This window comes from Janthinobacterium sp. BJB446 (genome assembly GCF_002735655.1).
GTDB classification, from domain to species: domain Bacteria; phylum Pseudomonadota; class Gammaproteobacteria; order Burkholderiales; family Burkholderiaceae_D; genus Janthinobacterium; species Janthinobacterium lividum.
This window is the reverse complement of the sequence record NZ_PDZK01000001.1, coordinates 74,929-98,119: the sequence shown is the minus strand read 5'-3', so window position 1 is coordinate 98,119 and position 23,191 is coordinate 74,929. Positions and strand designations below refer to the sequence as shown.

23 protein-coding genes, 2 tRNA genes and 1 riboswitch are annotated in these 23,191 nt (G+C 63.1%); of the genes, 11 read left to right on the top strand and 14 right to left on the bottom strand.

Annotated elements, in window-relative coordinates; all coding sequences use genetic code 11:
* Positions 1–37: 37 nt before the first annotated feature.
* Complete coding sequence (locus CSQ92_RS00480) at positions 38–952, top strand: lytic transglycosylase domain-containing protein (RefSeq protein ID WP_052140520.1); 915 nt, start codon at positions 38–40, stop codon at positions 950–952.
* Between the two features lie 119 nt (positions 953–1,071).
* Here CSQ92_RS00480 and nusB read toward each other — a convergent pair whose 3' ends face one another.
* From nusB to ribBA, 3 genes are all read right to left on the bottom strand, one after another.
* Complete coding sequence (gene nusB, locus CSQ92_RS00475) at positions 1,072–1,542, bottom strand: transcription antitermination factor NusB (RefSeq protein ID WP_034786595.1); 471 nt, start codon at positions 1,540–1,542, stop codon at positions 1,072–1,074.
* 91 nt (positions 1,543–1,633) lie between these two features.
* The gene (gene ribH, locus CSQ92_RS00470; RefSeq protein WP_034786791.1) at positions 1,634–2,116 is read right to left on the bottom strand and encodes a 6,7-dimethyl-8-ribityllumazine synthase; all 483 of its coding nucleotides are present in this window, start codon (positions 2,114–2,116) and stop codon (positions 1,634–1,636) included.
* Positions 2,117–2,180: 64 nt separating this feature from the next.
* Positions 2,181–3,296, bottom strand: coding sequence for a bifunctional 3,4-dihydroxy-2-butanone-4-phosphate synthase/GTP cyclohydrolase II (ribBA, locus tag CSQ92_RS00465; protein ID WP_099392937.1), 1,116 nt, complete (start codon positions 3,294–3,296; stop codon positions 2,181–2,183).
* Between the two features lie 433 nt (positions 3,297–3,729).
* Here ribBA and CSQ92_RS00460 point away from each other — a divergent pair, with 433 nt between their 5' ends.
* On the top strand, positions 3,730–4,155 hold the full coding sequence (locus CSQ92_RS00460) for an OsmC family protein (RefSeq protein ID WP_034786592.1): 426 nt from the start codon (positions 3,730–3,732) through the stop codon (positions 4,153–4,155).
* Here the strand turns inward: CSQ92_RS00460 and CSQ92_RS00455 are convergent.
* The 11 genes from CSQ92_RS00455 to glyA form a co-directional block, all read right to left on the bottom strand.
* Positions 4,152–5,522: a hypothetical protein gene (locus CSQ92_RS00455; protein ID WP_099392936.1), complete on the bottom strand. Its 1,371-nt coding sequence runs from the start codon at positions 5,520–5,522 to the stop codon at positions 4,152–4,154. The two genes, CSQ92_RS00460 and CSQ92_RS00455, sit on opposite strands and share 4 nt — an antisense overlap.
* 99 nt (positions 5,523–5,621) lie before the next feature.
* The gene (locus CSQ92_RS00450; protein ID WP_099392935.1) at positions 5,622–6,257 is read right to left on the bottom strand and encodes a riboflavin synthase; all 636 of its coding nucleotides are present in this window, start codon (positions 6,255–6,257) and stop codon (positions 5,622–5,624) included.
* A gap of 28 nt (positions 6,258–6,285) precedes the next feature.
* Positions 6,286–7,359, bottom strand: coding sequence for a bifunctional diaminohydroxyphosphoribosylaminopyrimidine deaminase/5-amino-6-(5-phosphoribosylamino)uracil reductase RibD (gene ribD, locus CSQ92_RS00445; RefSeq protein ID WP_176386040.1), 1,074 nt, complete (start codon positions 7,357–7,359; stop codon positions 6,286–6,288).
* A gap of 62 nt (positions 7,360–7,421) precedes the next feature.
* Positions 7,422–8,009, bottom strand: a complete 588-nt coding sequence (locus CSQ92_RS00440; RefSeq protein ID WP_257219089.1) for a GspH/FimT family pseudopilin — start codon at positions 8,007–8,009, stop codon at positions 7,422–7,424.
* 9 nt (positions 8,010–8,018) lie between these two features.
* Positions 8,019–8,519: a type IV pilin protein gene (locus CSQ92_RS00435; protein ID WP_099392933.1), complete on the bottom strand. Its 501-nt coding sequence runs from the start codon at positions 8,517–8,519 to the stop codon at positions 8,019–8,021.
* A gap of 57 nt (positions 8,520–8,576) precedes the next feature.
* Complete coding sequence (locus CSQ92_RS00430; protein WP_143450245.1) at positions 8,577–12,482, bottom strand: pilus assembly protein; 3,906 nt, start codon at positions 12,480–12,482, stop codon at positions 8,577–8,579.
* Positions 12,479–13,063 carry a pilus assembly PilX family protein gene (locus CSQ92_RS00425; RefSeq protein ID WP_373606006.1) on the bottom strand — a complete coding sequence of 195 codons (585 nt, stop codon included), beginning with the start codon at positions 13,061–13,063 and terminating at the stop codon, positions 12,479–12,481. Before CSQ92_RS00425 ends, CSQ92_RS00430 begins: the two co-directional genes overlap by 4 nt.
* A gap of 84 nt (positions 13,064–13,147) precedes the next feature.
* Positions 13,148–14,107: a PilW family protein gene (locus tag CSQ92_RS00420; RefSeq protein ID WP_099392930.1), complete on the bottom strand. Its 960-nt coding sequence runs from the start codon at positions 14,105–14,107 to the stop codon at positions 13,148–13,150.
* Positions 14,104–14,673, bottom strand: coding sequence for a type IV pilus modification protein PilV (pilV, locus tag CSQ92_RS00415; RefSeq protein WP_099394531.1), 570 nt, complete (start codon positions 14,671–14,673; stop codon positions 14,104–14,106). Before pilV ends, CSQ92_RS00420 begins: the two co-directional genes overlap by 4 nt.
* Positions 14,674–14,902: 229 nt before the next feature.
* Complete coding sequence (gene nrdR / locus CSQ92_RS00410) at positions 14,903–15,364, bottom strand: transcriptional regulator NrdR (RefSeq protein WP_034759169.1); 462 nt, start codon at positions 15,362–15,364, stop codon at positions 14,903–14,905.
* Positions 15,365–15,670: 306 nt separating this feature from the next.
* Positions 15,671–16,918, bottom strand: coding sequence for a serine hydroxymethyltransferase (gene glyA / locus CSQ92_RS00405; protein ID WP_034786580.1), 1,248 nt, complete (start codon positions 16,916–16,918; stop codon positions 15,671–15,673).
* Positions 16,919–17,029: 111 nt separating this feature from the next.
* Positions 17,030–17,154, bottom strand: a riboswitch (ZMP/ZTP riboswitch).
* A 315-nt stretch (positions 17,155–17,469) separates the two neighbouring features.
* Between glyA and ybgC the strand changes: the two genes are divergently transcribed.
* From ybgC to CSQ92_RS00360, 9 genes are all read left to right on the top strand, one after another.
* Complete coding sequence (gene ybgC, locus CSQ92_RS00400; protein WP_046682324.1) at positions 17,470–17,871, top strand: tol-pal system-associated acyl-CoA thioesterase; 402 nt, start codon at positions 17,470–17,472, stop codon at positions 17,869–17,871.
* Positions 17,872–17,918: 47 nt separating this feature from the next.
* Positions 17,919–18,608, top strand: a complete 690-nt coding sequence (gene tolQ / locus CSQ92_RS00395; protein ID WP_034759183.1) for a protein TolQ — start codon at positions 17,919–17,921, stop codon at positions 18,606–18,608.
* A 15-nt stretch (positions 18,609–18,623) separates the two neighbouring features.
* Complete coding sequence (locus CSQ92_RS00390) at positions 18,624–19,064, top strand: ExbD/TolR family protein (RefSeq protein ID WP_223278896.1); 441 nt, start codon at positions 18,624–18,626, stop codon at positions 19,062–19,064.
* A gap of 48 nt (positions 19,065–19,112) precedes the next feature.
* Positions 19,113–20,132, top strand: a complete 1,020-nt coding sequence (gene tolA / locus CSQ92_RS00385; protein WP_081345451.1) for a cell envelope integrity protein TolA — start codon at positions 19,113–19,115, stop codon at positions 20,130–20,132.
* 5 nt (positions 20,133–20,137) lie between these two features.
* A complete protein-coding gene (tolB, locus tag CSQ92_RS00380) occupies positions 20,138–21,406 on the top strand; it encodes a Tol-Pal system beta propeller repeat protein TolB (protein WP_034786777.1) in 1,269 nt (422 codons plus the stop codon).
* 43 nt (positions 21,407–21,449) lie between these two features.
* Positions 21,450–21,971, top strand: a complete 522-nt coding sequence (gene pal, locus CSQ92_RS00375; RefSeq protein ID WP_034786578.1) for a peptidoglycan-associated lipoprotein Pal — start codon at positions 21,450–21,452, stop codon at positions 21,969–21,971.
* 135 nt (positions 21,972–22,106) lie between these two features.
* The gene (ybgF, locus tag CSQ92_RS00370; RefSeq protein WP_034786577.1) at positions 22,107–22,865 is read left to right on the top strand and encodes a tol-pal system protein YbgF; all 759 of its coding nucleotides are present in this window, start codon (positions 22,107–22,109) and stop codon (positions 22,863–22,865) included.
* Positions 22,866–22,932: 67 nt separating this feature from the next.
* Positions 22,933–23,008: transfer RNA gene (locus CSQ92_RS00365), tRNA-Lys, on the top strand.
* Between the two features lie 89 nt (positions 23,009–23,097).
* A tRNA-Lys gene (locus CSQ92_RS00360) sits at positions 23,098–23,173 on the top strand.
* The last annotated feature ends 18 nt before the right edge of the window (positions 23,174–23,191 follow it).

The following is a 23,191-nucleotide window of genomic DNA, read 5'->3' as shown; positions in this document are numbered from 1 at the left end:
AGGGACTGCCTGTTGACGCGACATTTCGGGGAACTCTATGACTCATCGTAGCACTGAAGCAGCTTTGCCTGCTTCAACCGTGGCTGGCCAGCCAGCGTTAGCGCGTTTGCGCGCCCGCGCACAAGCCATTTCGGCACGTGGCGTATTGACCACGGCACAACACACACTGACAGTCTTCGGCATTTCCGCCCTCGCACTGATCGCCCTGCTGATGTTCCGCCCTGACCTGGGCAAGCAACTGACGCACAGCCTGTTCCCGCTGCCGATGGCAGAGGCGCAAGCCGTTGAAGCACCGGCCCTGTCGGCACTGATGGAAGCGCCTGCTTCCGTGCAAACGGCCGCCAGCGACGCACCGCTGAGCAAGGAAGAAAAAGCCTTGCTGGGCACGCAAAAGCAGCAGCAATGGGTCACCAACTGGCTTTCCAAGCGCTACCGCGTAGCCAACGATGCGACCAATATGCTCGTCTCGACGGCCTACCTGACAGCCCGTGAAATCAAGCTGGACCCGCTGCTGATCCTGGCCGTGATGGCCATCGAATCGGGCTTGAACCCGTTCGCGGAAAGCCCCGTCGGCGCGCAAGGCTTGATGCAGGTCATGTCGAAAGTGCACCATGAGCGCTTCCAGGAAATGGGCGGCGTGCAGGCAGCGCTGAATCCCGTCGCCAACATCCGCGTCGGCTCCCTGATTCTGAAAGACTACGTCACGCGTGGCGGTTCCGTCGAAGCGGGCCTCAAAACCTACGTCGGCGCCGCCAACTTCGCCACCGACTCGGGCTATGGCTCGCGCGTGCTGGCCGAATACCGCCGCCTGAAACAAGTGTCGGCCGGCCAGCGCGTGCCGACCACGACGCCGGTGATGGCATCGAACACGCCAGCGCCAGCCAAGGCCCCGGCAGCGGAAAGCGGCATCACCATCAAAGTATTGCCCCATAACGAGATCGCCGGCCTGTGACCCTTTAAAAGCCTTCACAGGGGCATCCAAAAAGCGGCACCCAGTAAAAAAGCCACCGCACGCAAGTGCCGGTGGCTTTTTTATTGCCCTGCGGCATTGGCCGCAGGAACTGCTCTATATTACTTGCGCTTGTTGGCGCCCACTTCTTCCTCGCGGAATTTCACTGCCAGCTTGTCCAGCACGCCGTTCACATACTTGTGGCCATCGATACCGCCAAACGACTTGGCCAGCTCGACCGCTTCGTTGATGACGACGCGGTACGGGATTTCCATGTTGTTCTTCAGCTCGAAAGCTCCGATCAGCAGGATGCCGTGTTCGATGGGCGACAGTTCCGCGATATTGCGGTCGATCAATGGTGCCATGCTTTCACGCAGCGCCAGCGAATCCTTGATGGCGCCGTACAGCAACACCGTGAAATGATCGCCATCGGCCTTGTCGAAACCATGCGCGGCGCGAATATTGTTCACGACGGTGGTCGCGTCTTCATTGTTCAGCAGCCACTGGTACAAGCCCTGCAGCGCAAACTCGCGCGCGCGGTGACGCGGCGTGCGGTTTTTGCTGGGATTGGCGAGCAAATTTTTCTCAGTCATGATTGTTACCTGTTCTTAAATACGTATTTACTGCAGATAGTGACGAATACCGCGGTGCGCTGCCAGGCAGCACACTGCGGCGCAAGCACGATTAATCCTCGTCTGTGTCTTGCAACTCTTCTAGCGCTTGCGCCAGATTGGCCATTTCCACTGCCACGCGTGCCGCTTCCGCTCCCTTGACCAGCATGCGTACTTCCGCCTGCTCGTCGTTTTCGGTCGTCAACACTGCGTTGGCGATGGGGATGCCGTAATCGAGACCGACGCGCGTGATGCCCGCGCCCGATTCGTTCGATACCAGCTCGAAGTGGTAGGTTTCACCGCGAATCACGGCGCCCAGTGCGATCAGGGCATCGAATTGCTCGGTTTCCGCCATTTTTTGCAGAATCAGGGGGATTTCCAGGGCGCCCGGCACGGTCACGTGCAGGATATCTTCATCGGCCACGCCCAGCTTGCTCAACTCTTCCAGGCATGCCGACAGCAAGCCACCACCGACGATTTCATTGAATCGTGCCTGGACGATACCGACGCGCAAACCTTCGCCGGCAAAATTGGTTTCATATGTTCCTACGCTCATCATAAGCCTCTTTATCAGGTGATCAGCGGCGGCGCAATGCGCCAGGCCGCTGAAATTAATTTAATTACTGCTGGCCAGGATGGCACTGAAAACCCGTTACCTCCAGGTCGAACCCGGCCATCGACGGCATCTTGCGGGGGCTGGCCAGCAATTGCATCTTGCTCACGCCCAGGTCGCGCAGGATTTGCGCGCCGATGCCGTAACTGCGCAAGTCCATGCTGGCGGCGCGGCCTTTCGGCTTGGCTTGCGGCGTATCGAGCGCGGCGAACTGGGCAAACAGCTCGCCCGACGTCTCGCCGCAGTTCAGCAAGACCATCACGCCCCGCTCGGCCTGCTTGATGGCGGCCATCGAGGCAGCCACCGTCCACGAGTGGGTGGTCGCTTCGCTTTCCAGCACGTCCAGCAGGGAAACGGGCTGGTGCACGCGCACCAGGGCTTCCAGACCGGGCGCCAAATCGCCATGCACGAGGGCCAGGTGGGCCGACGCGCTGGGCTTGTCGCGGAAGGCGATCAGGCGGAATTCGCCGTGCGCCGTGTGCAAGGTGCGCTCGGCAACGCGCTCGACCAGCGATTCCGTCTGGCTGCGGTAATGGATCAGGTCGGCAATCGTGCCGATTTTCAAGCCATGCTGCTCAGCAAAGACCAGCAAGTCCGGCAGGCGTGCCATGGTGCCGTCGTCCTTCATGATTTCGCAAATCACGGAGGCGGGCGTCAAGCCGGCCATGGCCGTCAGGTCGCAACCGGCTTCCGTATGGCCTGCGCGCATCAGCACGCCGCCTTTTTGCGCTTTCAGCGGGAAGATATGGCCAGGCTGGACGATATCGCTGGGCTGCGTGCCCTTGGCTACGGCCACCTGGATGGTCTTGGCGCGGTCGGCGGCGGAAATGCCCGTCGTCACGCCTTCGGCCGCTTCGATGGACACGGTGAAATTGGTGCCGTAGGCGGTGCCGTTGCGCGACGTCATCATCGACAAGTTCAGCTCGTCGCAACGCTCTTCCGTCAGGGTCAGGCAGACCAGGCCACGCGCATGCGTGATCATGAAATTGATGGCTTCAGGCGTCACGAAATCGGCGGCAAGCACCAGATCGCCTTCATTTTCCCGGTCTTCTTCATCGACCAGTATCACCATGCGGCCGGCGCGCAATTCAGCGACGATCTCTTCGGTGCTGGATATAGACATTGTTCATCCTCGTATGACGCCCGGCAAAACCTGCTGCGCGTCGGTATAGGCGGCTTGCGATGCTCACCGTACCTTCGTACGGTTGCGCTTCTCAGCCACCTCTTCCTTCCGCTCGCGACGGTTTTGCCTGGCGTTGTTAGTGAAACTAAAAACTGAAACCGAACTGAAACATCGAGTGCGAATATTCCTCAGATTTCCGGGAATTTTCTTATAACCTGCTATTTTAAAGGATTTAGCGCTTGCAGACCTGAAATAAGACAGCTTTGCGGCACGGACGCCACCGCCTGCCCCGCAAAGCGCCCATTCCCTGATCCAGCGCATACGGCGACGGCAAGGCGCGCGCCGCCGGCCTTGCAAAGAGCATAAGATCAGCCAGTCACCGCCACGGCGCTGACGCCCCACTCGCAGCGACACCCCACACAGGAGCGGCACTATGAAAACCAATGGATCGGCCATCTGGTCAGGCGGCATCAAGGATGGCAAGGGCGCCATCAGCACGCGCAGCGGCGCCTTGCAGGAATATCCCTACGGCTTTGCCAGCCGCTTCGAAGGCAAGCCCGGCACGAATCCCGAGGAATTGATCGGCGCCGCGCACGCGGGCTGCTTCACCATGGCCCTGTCGCTGATCCTTGGCGAAGCGGGCCTGACGGCGGAAAAGATGGAGACGACGGCCGAAGTCACCCTCGACAAGGTCGACGACGGTTTTGCCATCACGGCCGTCCATTTGATCCTGAAGGCAAAGATCCCCGGCGCCAGCCAGGCTCAATTCGAGGAATTGACGGGCAAGGCCAAGGCCGGCTGCCCCGTGTCGAAGCTGCTTAAAGCCAACATTACCCTGGACGCTACCCTGCAGCCCTAGATTTTCGTCACGGGCTTGACGGGTTCCACGGGGGCTACCGGCGCCACCAGCGGCAGGCGCGAATCGCTGGCCGGCAATGGCCGGTTCATCAAACCGGGATTCAGGGCTGCATTGTTCAGGTTATAGGCGGCGATGGCCGCCGCCACGGACGGGTCTTGCGATGAAGGCGGCGGCACGGCCTGGCCCGCGTTTTGCGCGGCCAGCTCTTGCGCCTGCGCATTTTGCTGGGCCAGCCGGGCTTGCGCCGTCGCCAGGCCGGCATCGGCCTGCCCCTGCGCCGCGCGCGCCAGCGACTGCGCCCGGTCGGATGCCGCCTGGGCCGCCATCTGCGCGTCGCTGGCGGCCAGCTGCGCCCGCGCCGCATCGTCCGCCGCTGCTTGCGCCTGCTGCTGCAATCCCTGCTGCTGCACTTGCCCCTGCCGCAGTTCGTCCACCCGCGCAGCTTCCTGCTGCTGCGCCTGCTGATCGGTATTGATGCGTTCGCTGTCCAGGCGTTCGGCGTCCAGGCGCTGGGCATCGACGCGCTGGTTGTCGGTGCGCTGCGTCTGGGGCCGCAGTTCCTGCAAGTCCAGGTTCAGCTCCTCCGCTTCCAGTTGCTGCTGCAGTTCCAACTGCCGCTGCGCAATGGCGGCCGTTTGCGACGGCGCTTCGTCGATGGCCTGCATCTGCTCGGCCTGCGGAGCCTGCGCAGCGCTGGACGGCAGTGCTTCGCCCGTCAAATCCGCTTCGACCACGGCAGCCAGCGGCGCGCCCTGCTGCTGGGCCAGCACGGCGCCCACCTGCGCCAGCACGTCCGTTCCCTGTTGCAAGGCATCCAGGGTGGCATTGCTGTCGGCCGCATACGCGGCCTGCAAAATGACCGCATCGACATCTTCATTGCGCAAGTCGATGCCAATGCGGGCCAGTTGCGCTTGCGTGAGCAAGCTGCCGTCCTGCGCCAGCGCGGCGGCCGCATCCGTCGTGCCGTCGCCCGACAGCAAATCGTAGCGCTGCGCCAGGCTGCCCGGCGCATCGCCGGCCGTCGCCAGCTGGCTGGCATCGATGCCGCTCGTTTGCAGCTGGGCGAACGATTCCGTCAGCTGCCGCGCCAGCGCCAGCAAGTCGTCATTGATATTCACTGGGGTATTTGCCGCCCTGGCCTCTTCCGTGGCGCCCTGCAAAGCCAGCAGTTGCCGGCGCGACAAGGCCACGCCGGACAGGAACTGGCCCAGCGGGGAGATGTCGACCTGGGTCGATGACAGGATGGCAAGAGCAGCCGCCGCACTGGAAGGCGGCACGGGCAGTACAGGCGGCAGCGGCGCCGTTGCGCCCACGCGGGACGTGGCCGGGATGGTGTTGGGCACGGTTGCGCGCGAAATCGGGTCCATGGCTAGCCTCCACTGCGGAAAGCTTCATAGTATGCGCGTCTGAAAGAAAAGCAACACACGCTTGGCAGGGCAGCAAGTATGTTGCTTCAAGCTGTGGTGTTAAGCGGCAGCCTTGTCCAGCGACAGCATGCGCTCGACGTAGCGGGCGATCAGGTCGATTTCCAGGTTGACCTTGCCATCGACCGTCAAGTGCTTCAAGGTCGTCATGGCGATCGTGTGCGGAATCAGGTTGATCGAGAAGCGGCAGCCATTGACGGCGCCCGCGCCCAGGTCTTCCACGCGGTTGACGGTCAGGGACACGCCATTGACGACGACGGAACCCTTGAAGGCCAGGTATTTCGCCAGTTCGTGCGGCGCCTCGATCACCAGTTCCCACGATTCGCCCACGGCTTCGAACTTGCGCACGATACCCAGGCCGTCGACGTGGCCGGACACCAAGTGGCCACCCAGGCGCTCGGCCAGGGTCAGGGCTTTTTCCAGGTTCACTTCTGTGGGGGTATCGAGGCCCACGGTGCAATTGAGGCTTTCGCGCGAGACATCGACTGCAAAACCCGTGTCCGACTTTTCCACCACCGTCATGCAGGCGCCATTGATGGCGATCGAATCGCCCAGGGCCACGTCAGCCAGCGGCAAGCCGCCCGCGTGGATGTTCAGGCGCACGCCTGCATCGAGGCCGCCGTCGAGCGGTTGCACGGTTTCAATCTTGCCGATGGCGGCAACAATTCCTGTAAACATGAACTAACCCTATAAAAGTATGAAAGTATTAATTGCGCTGGGCGAATCTTGCAAGGATACGCAAATCTTCGCCCACTTGCTGAACCTGGTGAAATTGCAAAGTGTGCTGCTGCTTGATATCCGTCAATGGGGGCAAGGCAAACATGCCTTGCGCATCGCCCAGCAAGGTAGGCGCCAGATAGACCAGCAGCTCGTCGACGCAGCCTTCGCGGATTAGCGAGCCGTTCAGTTTGGAACCGGCCTCGACGTGGACTTCATTGCATTGCCGGCGTCCCAGTTCCAGCATCAGCGCGGCCAGGTCGACCTTGCCGGCCGCGTTCGGCAGCATGATGACTTCCGCGCCGAGCGCCTGCAACTGCGCTTCCTTTTCCGGGTTGGCCACGGCCGCCACGATCCACGTGCCGCCCCCCTGCAGGATGCGCGCGTCGGGGCTGATGTCGAGCCGGCTGTCGACGACGATGCGGCGCGGCTGGCGCGGCGTCTCGACGGCGCGCACGTTCAATTGCGGATCGTCCGCCTTGACGGTGCCGATGCCCGTCAGGATGGCGCAGGCGCGCGCGCGCCAGGCGTGGCCGTCGGCGCGCGCTTGCGGCCCGGTGATCCACTGGCTTTGCCCGTTGTGCAAGGCTGTCATGCCGTCCAGGCTGGCCGCCGTTTTCATGCGCACCCACGGCTTGCCGCGCTGCATGCGTGAGAAAAAGCCGATATTCATTTCATATGCCTCGTCGGCCAGCACGCCCGTGGTGACGGCGATGCCGGCCGCCTCCAGCTTGGCCAGTCCCTGCCCCGCCACCAGCGGGTTCGGGTCCGTCATGGCGGCCACGACGCGCCCCAACCCCGCGCGCACGAGCGCATCGGAGCATGGCGGCGTGCGGCCGTGGTGGTTGCACGGTTCCAGGGTGACATAGGCGGTGGCGCCGCGCACATCGTTGCCGCGCGCCGCCGCATTGGCCAGCGCTTGTACTTCGGCATGATCCTGCCCGGCCGCCTGCGTCACGCCGGCGCCGATCACCTGGCCATCCCTGACGATCACGCAGCCGATGCGGGGATTGGGCGAGGTCGTGTACAAACCGCGCGCCGCCCATTCCAGCGCCAGGCGCATGCCATCGATATCGTTGAGTATTTCCACGGGCTTCTTTGCTAGTGAGTGATAGGTGAGTCGGGTTACGAACTGTCGGCCACGCCGCTGCAATTGACCGCCTGCTGCTGCGGGTCGCACACACGCACCCTGCCCAGCATATTGATTTTAATATGCCGTACCTGCTTTCCCAAAGCCAGGGACAAGGTACCCCAGCGCGCCGCCAGGCTATTGGTCGCGCTGCAACTGCGTCCTGCGCCATTGTAGGCGATATAAAACGGCGCCGTGGCCGACGAAAACGCGAACTGGGCCGTGATGCCCGCCGGCAGCGGCCCCTGGCGGAACAGCAATTCGTCATCGCCATCGAACGCCAGGTTGGCATTGCGGTCGATGAATATCAGCCAGCCCGTACGCCAATCCACGCCACCGGCTCCGGCCGGCATCAACAGCACGCGCCGTCCCCGCGCCATCGCCTGTGCCCGCGTCAATTCGATGGCCGAAAACAAGTCCATGGCCGCCGCGCGCACCTGCTGGCGTGCCAGCACCTGCTGCAGGCTGGGCATGGCGGCGGCAGCCAGCAACGCGGCAATCGCCAACACGGCCAGCAATTCGGGCAGGGTATGCCCGACGGTGTCCCCGACGGTGTGCCCAATCCGCAGTGAGCGATTGTGCATGGCCATGGCCTAGGGCCAGCAGTGGCTGGACGGGCCGCTGCTGCCGCGCTGGCCCGTGCTGCTCAAGGACAACACGCCGCAATCGGCATCCTGGAAGTGCGCATCGACCTTGGACGTGCCCGGCATCGCGCGCAACAGCACGCATTGCCCGATCGCCAGGCCGGGACAAGCCAGCGCCTCGATTTCATACGCGCTGCCGGCCGCGCCCCCTTCGCCAGACCACCATGGAAACTGCTGCACTTGCGACGACGGCGACGCGGAGGAAAATGCCAGATAGTGGTTGTTTTGCGAATAATAGCGTTCCTGCTGCTGCATCAGCCGCAGCAGGGCCGCCTGTCCCTGCACCCGCTTGGCGCGCACGACATGGCCGTGATAGGCGGGCACGGCCAGCGCCAACAGCAGGCTCATGATCGCCAGCGCAGACAGCAGTTCGATCAGGCTGAAGCCCAGTGTGGCAGCAGGAGCACCACCGTTTGCAGCGGGACCGTTCCGGCTTGCCACCACGCCCATATAAGCTCCCGTCGTTCCTGAAATCGCCGCCGATGCGATGCGCCAGCCTCGCTGGGCCTATTTTTTCTTGGCCGCCTCGTGCAATTCGCGCCAGTTCGCCACTTCGCGCCAACTGAGGCGCCGGGCCGGCAGCGGTGCGCTGACGACCTTGAGTCCCGCCCCGCTGGCTGCGCCAGGCAAGCCAGGCTGCAACACCGCCAGTTCCTTGCGCCCCTCGGCCCGCCCCGCCGCCGTCGCGGCACCCACCGTGCTGTTCAATTCCAGCGCCAGCGGCGGTGCGCGCGCCAGGCCGTCGAACAAGCGCCCCGTCTGCGCACCCGCCTGCACGACCCCGGCGCCATCGGCGGCAAAGCCGCTCAGCACATCAAGCACGTACAGACGCGTGGCCGGCTTGGCGCAAGGATCGCGCCCCGGCAGCACAGTGTTGAACAGCACCCTGCCGGCGTCCAGCACGGGACTGCCGATGCTGCGTTCGCCCGTTTGCGCGGTATTGAGGAAATCGAGGTACCAGCCGCGCATGGCGTCGCTGCCTGTATAGCGCAGCTCGGCGCCATCGACGCGCACGCCGCCCACCGCCTCGCCCAGGCTGCGCTGTTCCAAATCAGCCCGGCTGCGCGTGGGAGACGACTCCCGCAAATCGTCGTGCACGGCATAAAACGATTGCGACAAAAAGGCGGAAGGCCAGGTATCGGCCGCTTCGACCAGTTTGCCCGTGCCGAACAGCAGCAGATAGCCGCCACCGGGTGCGTAGGCCACGTTCAGCTGCTGCGTCACGGGCTGGCGCCTGCCCTGCGCATCGCGCGCGACAAAGACGAGCTTGCGCCCCGCCCCCTCTTTCCACGGCGGCCCGCCAGCCATGTCAAGGCGCCAGATATTGCCCTGCAAATCGCCCGCATATAGATAAGCCAGCGCGCCGTCGCCGCCCGGCACCACGACGGGCGGACCCAGCGCGTGGGGCATGGCGTCAGCGCCCGCGTGCGCGCCCGCATCAGTGTCATGGCCGCCATCGCCACCACCACCGCTGGCCACATGCACCTTGAGGCGGAAGTAATTACTTCCCAACATCCAGGGCGTGCCGGGCGCCTTGTCCAGCGCCAGCAGGAAAATGGCGGCGGCCGATGCGGGCGCCGTCGTATTCTTGCCATCATCCACATGGTTGTTGTAGCCGCTGGCGACGATGGCAAAATCGCGGTAGGCTGGCGCGCCCTCCTTGCCGCCCATGTTGATGCGGGCAAAGCTGGGCGGCCCGCGCACGTTGCCCATGAGCCTGTCATCACGGTCCGTAAACTCCCACAGCGCTCCGTCTTGCGCGAAGCGGGCCGGATCCGTGATGTCGAGCGCAAAAACGCCTTGCGCCCCGCCGCCCATGCCCGATACCAGTACCGTCTTCCAATGCCCCAGCGCCAGCACTTCCGCCGTGGCCGCCGCACCATCGAGCAGCGGGCCGGGGCTGTAGTGAGTACTCGCAGCGGCTGGCGCAAGGTGCAGCAGCGCTTGCGGCAGATAGGCAAACAATTCGCTGCCCGTGCGCGCATCGTAGGCATGCAGCAAGCCGTCGTTGGCACCCAGGTACAGCATTTTGCGCCGCTGCAGCAGCGCCTTGCGGTGCAAGCCATAGCCTGCCCCCGGCATGCCCAGCCCCGGCGTGCCCACGTACAGCAAATTGCCATGCGGCGCGGCGCCCAGGCTGCCTATGCGGCGGCGCAAGAAGCCGCCCGGCTGGCCCACCTCATGCGTGCGCTGGCCCAGCAGATACGCCAGGCGCTCTTCCCCTCGTCCATCGCCACCGTCGAATGCGCCGCGCTGCTCCGTATCGAGCCGCTTCCAGGCCAGCGGCATCAGGGAGCCCTTGGCGTCGAGCGTGTAGACGGGACGCAAAACCGCCGGCGTTCCATCTGGCGCGACCTGCTCCTGCCCGCCCGTGCGCCACCATGGCTTGCCGGGAAGCAGTGCGCCATCGGCCCCCACGGTAAATGCGGTGCGCGACAAGGTCATGCTGCCATCGGCCAGGCGTATCTGCGCCTGGAACCAGTAAGCCTCTTCCGTGCCGCTGGCCAGCGCCATCAGGGCCGGCCCGGCGAGCGTCGCCGGCAAGCTGCCCTTGTCGGCGGCAGCAAAGGCTGCGCGCAGTCCCCCGATCAGGGCGGCCGGGTCGCTGCCGGGCAGGTAATGGGCGGGCCAGCGGCCATCCAGGCTCCACTCGCTCAGCGCGCTGCCAGTCGCGCTCTTGAAGGGGTTGGCATCGCCATTGGCATCGAGAAAGCCGCCATACTTGGCCGCCAATAACAAGGGCGTAGCGGCGGGAGTGGCGGCCGATTCGCCTGCCGGGTCGCCCTGGCGCAAGTCGCCCGCATAGTGCTCGACCTTCGCCATGCCGTCGCTCTTGCCGCCGGGACGCAGGGCCTGCACATGCGACCAGTAGGCCAGTCCTGCCGCATGGTAGCTGGCGCCGCCCGCCCCCTCGGCCAGCAATTCCAGTGCCGCCAGTTCGGGCCGTGGCGCGGGATTGCCTTGCGCGCCACCGCTTTCCAGGCTGCCCACCGCATGCGTCCAGGCCATCGCATCGAACGGGGGCGGCGCAAAACTGTCCGGCGCGCGGGCGCGGTCGCCGTTTGATGCGGGAGTCGCCGGGACGTTGCCGGGCACGTAGCGGTCGCCCGCCATGCCCGCATCGCCGAAACTGACAACGATGTGACGCTGGCAACTGGCCGTTTGCGGGTCGCTCCATTGCGTCACGACCGGCCAGCCGTCGTCGATGGCAGGCGGTGCCGTAGCGGGTGGCACGATGGCGCTCGCTTGCCGCCCCTGCAGATAGCGCAGCGATTCGTACAGCAATTCAGCCAGCGGCGCCGCGCTGGCGTACGCGCCGGGATGCCCGGCGTTGCCGCGGCCCAGGCCATTGATGTAAGCGGTCACCCCGCCGCCAGGGCTCGCGCCTTGGGCCGCAGCTTGAACCGCATACACGCCAGTGGCGGGATGCCACTCGGCGCCGGTATTGTCTTGCGGCATAAAGTCGGGCGCCATCCAGCGCTGCTGTCCCACGTGGGCCAGCGGCGCGCGCAGCACGCCGCCATACACGGCGCCGGCGCTTGCAGGCAGGCCATTCAAATGGCCAAACACGCCCACGCGCACCCTGCCGCCATGGCGCTGCACGGCGCCCACCGGCTTGTAGTTCTTGCCATACGCCAGGCACAAGTCGGCGCGCAGCGGCCCCTCATCAGCGTCGCACACGCGCACGCGCGCGAGGAACACGCCGTGCGTGGCGGCGGCTCCAGGCGCGTCGCAATTGCCGCCCGGAGGCAAACTGGCGTCGCCGAACAACAGGCGATTACGGCAAGAAACGATGGCCAGTTGCGACAACGCAAATGGTGTCGCCGCCGCCACGCCAGTCTGCAAGACCTTGCGCGGGAAAAAGACGGGGTGGGCAAAAAAGTCGATGGGGCTGTCGGCATCGGGCAAATAGGCGCGCTGCAGCACCGTCTTGCGCACCTCGTCGATGACGCGGTCGCCGCCCGTCAGCGCATAGCGCACGATGTCGAGCATGCTGGCACTGGCCCAGTTGAGAAAGTTGCCGCTGAAACTGTCTCCGCCGCAGCCGTGCAGCGCATCGGCCGGTTTCAGCACGGAGAAGTAAGCGGTCGCTACGCGCAAGTCCGGCAGCATGACGCCGTCCTTGCTGCGATACGGATAGCTGTAGCACATGCGGGCATGGAAATAACCTTGGTACTCGCGCTGCGGCGCATAGTCGCCGCCATGTGCGGCAGCGGCAGCAGCGTGGGTGAGGGACAGGTTGAGCAGCAGATTCGGCGGCACCCTGGCGCCGTGCAAGCCCGCGTCGGCCCGCGCCAGCGCCACCGGGGGAGCGGCGGCAAGGACACTACTGCAAATCAGGCCAGCCCCCAGCAGCCAGGCCCAGCCGGAGCAGCGCAGCGCGGATGAGAAAGCGGACGGCAAAGCCCTCATGGCCCCGCTCCCGCCGCCTCTTTGCGATAGTAGCTTTGCAGCACGACTTGCGTGCTTTCCTGCGCGCCAAAACCGATGGCCGTGATGCGGTACACATAGCTTTCCGTTGCCAGACCACTGGCCACTGCCGTGGCCTGCGCGCCGGGCGGATGAAACGGCAGCAATTCGATCAGGTAGCGGGGCCGGCGCGACGGCAGGAAACCCTGCCCCGTCTGCATGGCGGCGCCCGTAAACTGGCCGTACGGCACGGTGCGGCTGCCCCCTTCGGCACCATCCAGGTCCGTGCTCAGCCAGAGTGCCGGCGCACCCGGGGCTGCCGGCAGGCACAGGCCCAGTGTTCCCCCTTCGCCGCAGCCGTCCGCAAACCCTGCCGCACTGCCTGGCGCGAAGAGGCTGCTGCGCCCCGGTGCGCCGGGAAAGCCTTCGATATCGTTCTGCGCATCCACCAATGCCTCCTCCGCCGCCTGAAACGCGATCTGCCTGTCGCGCTCGCCCCGTGCCGCCTTTTCGCCCTGCAAGGCCATCTGCGCCGCCGATATGCCCAGCAACAAGATGATCACCAGCAGACACAGCACATACACGAGGGTGGCGCCGCCACGGCGCCCACGAAGTGCGCGACAAGGTACGCAACAGCGGACGCCCGCGCCAGCCATCGCGCCGCCCGCCTAGGCCGGCCCGTTGCGCAGCATGATGCTCGTCTGCGCCAGTTGCCGCAGCCGGGAGCGCGTTGCGGCGGGCAAGGACGCGCGCGCGATGCGCACGCCCGTGTCCCCGGCGCCGTGCGCCTCGGCATACGCCTTGCCGAACAGATCGAACTGCGCCGGTCCCAGTTCCGCCATCTTGTCCGCCTGGCCCGCCTCGCCATGCAACAGCAAGGCCACGCGCACGCTGGCCACGCGCTTCCAGTGCGTGCGCCGGTGAAAATCGCGCTGGCGCGCGGCCGCGTCCGCGCCAACCAGCACCAGCGCCGCATCGTAGGCGTCGAGCGCGCTGGCGTTGACATAGCGGTTCGCCACGCCGTCGGCCGGCGTATCCGTGTCGAGGCCATACAGCACTTGGAAAGCGTCGACGCCGCGGATGATGGCGTCTGCGCCCCAGCCGTTCGCGCCACGGTATTTGCAGCGCAGCTCGCCCTCGCCATCGGCGCCCTGCGCCACATAGAAAATGCTCCAACCCCGCAGCGCCTCCGTTTGCGCGGCGCCCACGCCAAAACCCGCGCAATTGAGCACGGAACCGTCGCCGCCCTCTTCCTTGCCGGCGCCGTAATAGCGCAAGGCCAGCACATCGCTGCCATGCAGGGCGCCGGGCAGCGCGCCGCTGATGCCTTCGCTGTTCTTGCCCAGGCTGCGCGCGTCGAGCCCGGCCACATTGGCGCTGTCGTCATCGGCATGGGCGACGGGCGCGGCGCTGCTATCCCAGTTCACGTACGCCGTCTGGCGCACGGCGCGGGCGATGGTATCGAGCGCATAGCGGCCATTGTCATCCAGCCGCGCGCTGGCGGACTGGTCGCCATAGCTGCCGCTGGCCGCCAGCAACACGCTACTGGCCGCCAACATCAACAGCGCGCCCAGCGACAGGGCCACCAGCAATTCCACCAGGCTCATGCCACGATGCCGGCGGTTCATGCGCCGCCTCCGCCCAGCTGGAATGCCAGCCTGGGCAGCGACTCGCCTGCCGCATTCTCGGCGGACGAGCCATCGGGCAGGCGGGCGCGCCAGCCCAGCTTGATGACGATGGGCGCCCCCTTGCCGCCGCTGCAAGCCCAGTGCAAACCCTGGGCAGCGGCGTCCCACGCGGCGAGGTCCCGGCAAATATGCAGACGCGCGCCGGGCAAGGCCGCATGCAGCCGTTGCTTCCATTCGGCGATATCGAATTGCGCCAGTTCAGCCGCACCGCAGGCGGCGGCACCGAAGCAGTCCGGCGCACCGCCGCCAGCGTCGGCGCCGTCCGTCGCCGCGTACGCCACGTTCAGGTAGGGATTGCCCGCATCGGGTCCATTCATGAGCACGCTGTTTGCGCGCATGCGCTCGGCCATGCCGGCGGCCAGTTGCACGCCCGCCGACAACAACGCCGACTCGTGGCGCGCGCGCAGGGCGTTCAGTTGCAGGATGCTGGCACCGAGCAGACCCAGCGCCAACAGCAGCAGCGACACGAGCACCTCGACGAGGCTGCTACCACCCGCAGGAAACATAGTGCGACCGCCATTGCGCATGCGCTACTCCCTTCCGCAGAAAGAGTCGCAAGAACAGGCGGCCCAGCTACAAGATAGGCGCGCGCAAAAAACCGGATCTGCGCTAGCGCAAACAGGACAGCGATAAGGTGAGAAGAACAGCGTTGAATTGATCAGGCCGCTTGCCAGGCGAACGCTGGCGTGGTGAAAACGGGGCGCATGAGCGGCCCCGTTGGCGGCGAAGTGAACGTCAGGGCTTGCGTGCCTGTCCCACTTCGGCAATCGCATCCTGGAACTCGGCCAGGTCTTCGAAGTTCTTGTAGACGGAGGCGAAGCGGATGTAGGCGATCTTGTCCAGGCGCTTCAATTCTTGCATGACGAGTTCGCCGATATAGCCGGAATCGACTTCGCGCAAGCCGCTGGTCAACAGTTTTTCCTGGATGGACGCGATGGCCGTATCCACGGAGGCGGCCGCGACGGGACGCTTGCGCAAGGCCAGCATCAAACTGCCGCGCAACTTATCCGCAGCGAACTCCGTCCGGCTGCCATTCTTTTTGACGACGGCCGGCATGATAAGTTCAATGCGCTCGTACGTGGTAAAACGCTTGTCGCATTTGCCGCAGCGGCGGCGGCGCCGAATGGCATCCCCTTCCTCCGATACGCGCGTATCGAGAACCTGGGTGTCGCCGTGCTGGCAAAATGGACATTTCATGGGCTGGCTACAACTTTATAGTAATAATTACGGGAAATCGCCGCCCTTGTACAAAGGGCGCCCGAATCACTCCGGGCGCCCTTGGGCACGACTGGAATGTGTCATACAGAATCTTACTCCGTATGACACATTCTGGACAAATAATTAGCGACTATTCCGGTAAGGAGCGTCTGCAGCAGATTGCTCATCGGTCGCGCGGACAAGGCGCGAGGAGGACGCATGGCTAGCCATGCTACGACGAGCAACGCAGTACCCGCTTCCGAGGGGCTGTCTGCTGTAGATGTATTCCTTCACCGGAACAGGCTCTTAAGCTGCGTATACCGGGTGCGCGTCGGCCAGCACTTTCACGGCCGCTTTCACGCGCTCGATGGTGGCGGCGTCATGCGGATTGTCCAGCACGTCGGCGATCAGGTTGCCCACTTCTTCCGCTTGCGCTTCCTTGAAACCGCGCGTCGTCATCGCCGGGCTGCCCAGGCGGATGCCCGAGGTGACGAATGGCTTTTGCGGGTCGTTCGGGATGCCGTTCTTGTTGCAGGTGATGTGCGCGGAACCGAGGATGGCTTCGGCTTCCTTGCCCGTCAGGTTCTTGGCGCGCAGGTCGACCAGCATGACGTGCGATTCGGTGCCGCCGGACACGATGCGCAGGCCGCGCTTGATCAGGGTTTTCGCCAGCACGTCGGCGTTCTTGATCACTTGCTTCTGGTATTCGACGAATTCAGGGCTCAGCGCTTCCTTGAAGGCGACGGCCTTGCCGGCGATCACGTGCATCAGCGGGCCGCCCTGGATGCCAGGGAAGATGGCCGAGTTGATGGCTTTTTCGTGTTCGGCCTTCATCAGGATGATGCCGCCGCGCGGGCCGCGCAGAGATTTATGCGTGGTCGAGGTGACGAAGTCGGCGAACGGCACCGGGTTCGGGTACAGGCCGGCGGCGATCAGGCCGGCGTAGTGGGCCATGTCGACCATGAAATACGCGCCAACTTCCTTGGCGATCTTGCTGAAGCGTTCGAAGTCGATCTTTTTCGAGAACGCGGACGCGCCAGCGATGATCAGTTTCGGTTTGCGTTCGCGGGCCAGGCGCTCCATTGCCTCGTAGTCGATGTCTTCTTCCGCCGTCAAGCCGTAGGAGACGACGTCAAACCATTTGCCGGACATGTTCAGCGGCATGCCGTGGGTCAGGTGGCCGCCTTCGGCCAGCGACATACCCATGATCAGGTCGCCTGGTTTCAGCATGGCGAAGAACACGCCCTGGTTCGCCTGCGAGCCGGAATTCGGCTGCACGTTCGCGCATTCGGCGCCGAACAGCTGTTTCACGCGGTCGATGGCCAGTTGCTCGGCCACGTCGACGTATTCGCAGCCACCGTAGTAGCGCTTGCCTGGGTAGCCTTCGGCATATTTATTCGTCAGCTGCGAGCCTTGCGCTTCCATTACGGCTGGCGACGTGTAGTTCTCCGACGCGATCAGTTCGATGTGGTCGTGCTGGCGCGTATTCTCTTTTTGAATGACGGCGAACAATTCAGGATCGACGTTGGCGAGGTTGTGATCTTTTGCAAACATGTAAAAACTCCAAGTATGAGGGTGCTTGTACTGGCAGGTTGGATCGAATGAGGGGAGCCGGCGTTAAGTGAATAACAACATTGGACAGGCAGCCTCTTCGTGCTTTTCCATAGTGGCTACCCAGGCGAACGGCTGATGAAAAATCTCACGTTTCCCGGTGGATGCCCACCTTTCGCCGGTTTGCCGATCGCCATTCATGGAGATCGCCCGACTTTTCGCCAGTCACGTGAGACGTAATGGAAGCCAAATTGTAAGTTAAGTGCCCAAATTGAGCAAGGAATGCAACCGTGCGGCTATAATCGCCGCGCGCCACCCCAGCCAGGGTGCGGCCACAAGCTGCCCCGGGGCATGACTGCGGCTTTTAAGCTGAACTTAAACCTGGCCATGGCATGTAAGCGTATGTTACGAAGCTTGCCATTGCACACGCCGGATTTACAATGCTGCGGTGCAACTTATATGCAGCTTTTGCATGGCTTTCCAGCAAGCGCCCACAGTCACAAGAAGAAAAATCGCGTAAAATGTTGCTCAATCTCACTACTGGCGCAATAAACATGCCTTCAGTCTTTACCTGGAACGTACGTGTCTACTATGAAGACACCGACGCCGGCGGCATCGTCTATTACGCAAATTACCTGAAATTCTTCGAACGCGCGCGTACCGAATGGCTGCGCGCCATCGACGTGGGCCAGCAGGAATTGCTGGAGCAGCACGATGCAATGTTCGTTGTCAAAAGCGTCAACGCCGACTATCATGCGCCAGCCAGGCTCGATGACACGGTAAGATTAACCTTAAGCATAGAAAAAATGGGGCGCGCCTCCATCGTTTTCCTGCAACAAGCCTGGTGCGGCGACCGCCTGCTCAATACGGCCCGCGTCAAGATCGGCTGCGTCGATTCGGCACTGCGCCCGCGCGCCGTGCCTGATGCAGTCGCGGCCCGCATGCGCGCCGCCTGAGCCCTACCCGCCACTCCCGGACAATTCACCCAACAGACTGCCAGCCAATGAACGTTACACAAGATCTTTCTTTCCTCGCGCTCATCTCCAATGCCCATTTGATCGTGCAACTGATCATGGCCCTGCTGCTGCTGATTTCCCTGACCAGCTGGACCTACATTTTCCGCAAGATGTTTGCCGTGCGCCAGGCGCGCAAGCAAACCATCGAATTCGAACGCAGCTTCTGGGCCGGCGGCAACCTGCATGCGCTGCACCAGAACGCCAGCGGCAACCGCGACCAGAGCGGCGCGCTGGCCCGCATCTTCGATGCCGGCATGGGCGAATTCATCAAGGGCAAGGCTTCCTACGGTTCGCGCGAAGCGCTGGACGTGGGCGCCGTGCTCGACGGCGCACGCCGCGCCATGCGCGCCGCGTTCCAGCGTGAAATGGACGTGCTCGAATCGCACCTGGCCTTCCTCGCTTCCGTCGGCTCCGTCTCGCCGTACATCGGCCTGCTCGGTACCGTCTGGGGCATCATGAACGCCTTCCGCGGCCTGGCCAACGTGCAGCAAGCCACGCTGGCCGCCGTCGCGCCCGGCATCGCCGAAGCGCTGATCGCCACCGCCATCGGCCTGTTCGCGGCCATTCCCGCCGTCGTCGCCTACAACCGTTTTTCGCATGACATCGACCGTCTGGCGATCCGCTTCGAAAGCTTCGTCGAGGAATTCTCCAACATCCTGCAGCGCCAGTCGCGCTAAGAGGGAGCAGCGTCCATGGGTTCCTCATTCAATAGCGGCGGCATGCGCGGTGGCCGTGGCCGCAAGTTCAAGTCCGAGATCAACGTCGTGCCGTATATCGACGTGATGCTGGTACTGCTGATCATTTTCATGGTGATGCCGTCGTCGAACAATCCCAGCGTGGTGAACTTGCCCAACGCGGAAAAATCGGCCAAACCGCCCGATGACTATATTCAGATCGTGCTGAAACCGAATGGTTCGCTGTCGATCGGCGTCATCGGCAAGGAACAGCTGTCGCCGGAAACGGAGCCGAACCGCGACGCCCTGCTGCGCAAGCTGCGCGGTTTGCATGAAAGTAATCCCGACTATCCCGTGATGATCGCGGGCGACAAGGAAAGCAAGTACGACGATGTGATCCAGCTCATTTCGGAAGCGAAAAAGATGGGCATTACCCGCGTCGGCCTGGCCACCAAGTAAGCGCAGCACCCTGTTTCCAGACTTGACCGTTTTTAGATAGACTAGACTTTGCAGAACAAACAAATCGACCATGTACTCGGCAAGCCCTACAGCGTGCCGCGCGAACGCAGCCGCTGGCCCTCGCTGGGCCTGGCGCTGGCGATGCACCTTGGGCTGCTGTTTTTCCTGTGGGTGGGCGTACACTGGCAAAATACGGAACCTGTCGCCGTCGAAGCGGAAGTGTGGGATATGAAAGTGCAGACGGCCGCGCCGCCGCCTGACGTGGCGACGGAACCGGAGCCGACACCGGCGCCGCCGCCGGAACCGCAAGTGGAACAGCCGGCCCCGCCGCCACCGCCGCCCGTGGCAGCGCCCGAGCCGAAGGTCGACCTGCGCGAGGCGGAGATCGCCCTCGAGCGCAAGAAGGCCAAGCTGAAGGAAGAAAAAGACAAAGCGGCAGCGGAAGAACGCCGCAAGCAGGAATTGAAGGAACGCGAGGAAGAAAAGCGCGAACTGGAAAAACAGAAGCAGAAAGAAAAAGACAAGGCTGAAAAGCTGGAAAAAGAAAAAGCCGACAAGCTGGAGAAAGCCAAGGAAGCCAAAGAGAAAGAAAAAGCGGCGGAAGAAAAAGCCGAGAAAGAACTGTCCGAGAAAAAGGCGGCGGCGGAAAAAGCCGCCAAGGCGAAAAAAGCGGCGGAAGAGAAAAAAGCCGCCGACAAGGCGCGCGCCGCGGAAATGAGCCGCATCACGGGTGCGGCGGGCGCCGGCACGACGGGCACGGCCGCGAAAGCGACCGCGCCACGCAAGGACAGCGGCTATGTCGCTGCCCTGACGAGCAAGATCAAGAGCAATATCGCGTACAGCGGTAGCACGGACGTGCCGGGCAACCCGCGCGCCGTGTTCAAGATCGAGCAACTGCCAACTGGGGAAATTATTTCGGTCCGAAAGATTAAAAGTAGCGGCCTGCCGGCGTATGACAGCTCGGTGGAAAACGCCATTAATAAATCGTCGCCACTGCCGAAGAAAAAAGACGGCACCGTGGAACGCGAGATTGAACTCATATTCGAGATGAAGGATTTGCCTAAATGATGACCATGAAAAAAATGAGCTATGTCGTGCTCTGCGCCAGCCTGGTGCTGGGAGCGTCAAGCGCCCAGGCGCAGCTGCGCGTGGAGATTACGGGGATCGGCAGCAACCAGATCCCGGTGGCTGTCGCCAGCTTCGTCAATGAATCGGCGGCGCCGCAATCGCTGTCGGGCATTATCAAGGCCGACCTGGCGCGCAGCGGCGTGTTCAAGCTGATCGACGCCGATGCGCCCGTATCGGAAACGGCGCCCGTCAGCTACGAGCAGTGGAAATCGCGCGGCGCCGACGCGCTGGCGGCCGGCACCGTGCAAAGCATGGCCGATGGCCGCCTGGACGTGCGCTACAAGCTGTTCGACACCATCAAGGGCGCCCAGATCTCCAGCATGAACAATGCGGCCGCGCCGCAGTTCAACCGCTTGCTGGCGCACAAGATCGCCGATGACATCTATGAAAAGCTGACGGGCGTCAAGGGCGCGTTCGCCACGCGCATCGCCTACGTCACGCAATCGGGCCGCGAATACCGCCTGGAAGTGGCCGACGCCGATGGCGAAGGCATCCAGGTCGCCCTGCGTTCGAACGAACCGATCATTTCGCCGTCGTGGTCGCCGGATGGCACCAAGGTCGCGTATGTGTCGTTTGAAAAGAAAAAGCCGATTGTCTACGTGCAAAATCTGGTGACGCGCCAGCGCACCATCGTGTCGAATGAAAAAGGCAGCAATTCGGCGCCGAGCTGGAGCCCGGACGGCTCGCGCCTGGCCGTGGCCCTGTCGCGCGATGGCCATACCCAGGTCTATACCGTCAATGCCGACGGCAGCGGCTTGCGCCGCGTCAGCAGCAGCAGCGGCATCGATACGGAACCTCAATTCTCGGCCGATGGCCAAAGCATTTACTTCACCAGCGATCGCAGCGGCGGACCACAAATCTACCGCATGTCGGTCAGCGGCGGCGAAGCCAAGCGCGTGACGTTTGGCGGCTCCTACAACATCAGCCCGCGGATTTCATCCGACGGGAAGACACTCGCTTATATTTCCCGTCGCGACGGCAATTTCCAGCTCTACGCGCTCGACCTGGCTAGTGGCCAGGAACTGCGCCTGTCGGACACCGCCAACGACGAATCACCGAGCTTTTCGCCCAACGGGAAATATATCATGTACGCGACCGAATCCGGACGACGCAAGTCGCTGGCAGTGGTATCGGTGGATGGCCGCGTCAAACAGCGTTTGACTACGCAAGCTGGCAATATCAAGGAGCCCACCTGGGGTCCTTTTATGAAGTAAATGCTGTACAGTTTCACCTTTAACCATGACCCGGAGAATAAAAATGAGTAACTTTAAAAGTTTGGCTTTCATCGCCGCTACCGCAGCCCTGCTGTCCGCCTGCAGCACCCCAGTCAAAGTCGCAGAAACCCCAGTGGTTGAGCGCGCTCCTGAAAAAGTCGTTGCTCCAGTTGACACCCGTCAAGTTCAGCCAGTGACGACCGCATCGGTCGATCCACTGGACGATCCAAAAGGCGTGCTGGCTAACCGCAGCATCTACTTCGACTTCGACAAGTACGTCGTGCGCGAAGCGGACACCCCAGTCGTGCAAAACCACGCTGGCTACCTGGTGAAAACGCCTAGCCGCAAGATCCTGATCCAAGGTAACACCGATGAACGCGGTGGCGCTGAGTACAATCTGGCCCTGGGTCAGAAACGTGCTGAAGCCGTGCGCAAGTCGATGGCCGCCCTGGGCGTGCCAGAAGGCCAAATGGAAGCCGTTTCGCTGGGCAAAGAAAAGCCTAAAGCTCAAGGCAGCAACGAAGCAGCATGGGCAGAAAACCGCCGCGCTGACATCGTTTATTGATGTTCAGGGGTGAGCGCCGCAGCATTGACGCTTACCTAACTGGCCAGTCATAGGCATAATAATGGGGCGCAGCGCGGTGATTCACCGCCCGGCGCCCCGTTTGCATGTTTTGCGTAACCTTTGAAAGCCCGACCCATGATGACATTCTCGAAAGCCGGCGTCGCCGCCGCCTTGATGGCCGCGTTTGCCTACCTGCCCCTGCACGCCAACGCCGCCCTGTTCGACGACGACGAAGCACGCAAGGCCATCCTCGAGCTGCGCGCCAAGGTCGACGCCATGGCGCGCGACCTGAACAGCCGCATCGACACCAAGGCGGACAAGACCAGCACCTTGAGCCTGATCAACCAGCACGACCAGACCATGCAAGAGATCGCTCGCCTGCGCGGCCAGATCGAAGTGCTGGGCAACGACCTGGCGAATGTGCAAAAGCGCCAGAAGGATTTCTACACCGACATCGACGCGCGCCTGCGCAAGCTCGAGCCGCGCCAGGTCACCATCGACGGCCAGGAAGCGGCCGTGGGCGTCTCCGAGCAAAGCGCGTACGAATCCGCGTTCGGCCTGTTCAAGTCGGGCGACTACAAGGGCGCCGTCACGGCGCTGGACGGCTTCGTGAAACGCTATCCGGAATCGGCCTACGCGGCCAACGCGCAATACTGGCTTGGCAACGCCTATTACGCCCAGCGCGACTGCAAGAGCGCCATCACGGCACAGCAGGCAGTGCTGAAGAACTACCCGGACAGCCCGAAGGCGGCCGATGCCATGCTCAACATCGCCAGCTGCTACACGGAGCTGAAAGACAAGCCGAACGCGACCAAGACGCTGAACGCGCTGATCTCGCGCTACCCGGACTCCAGCGCGGCCCAGGCGGCCAAGGAACGGGGCGGCAAAAAGTAAAAGCGGGGAAAAAGTTGCCCGTTAGGTTTGACAGAATCCCGGGCACCCCCTATAATCTTTCTTCTTCGGGTCGTTAGCTCAGCTGGTAGAGCAGCGGACTTTTAATCCGTTGGTCGCAGGTTCGAATCCCGCACGGCCTACCACGAATACGCAGTACTGATCTGCTTGCGAGTTGTTATAGCAAGCATTTTTTTACGGCACAGTGTTACCGAAGTTGTTGTAAAAAGTTTTTGGGTCGTTAGCTCAGCTGGTAGAGCAGCGGACTTTTAATCCGTTGGTCGCAGGTTCGAATCCCGCACGGCCTACCAAATACTATGAAGAAGCCA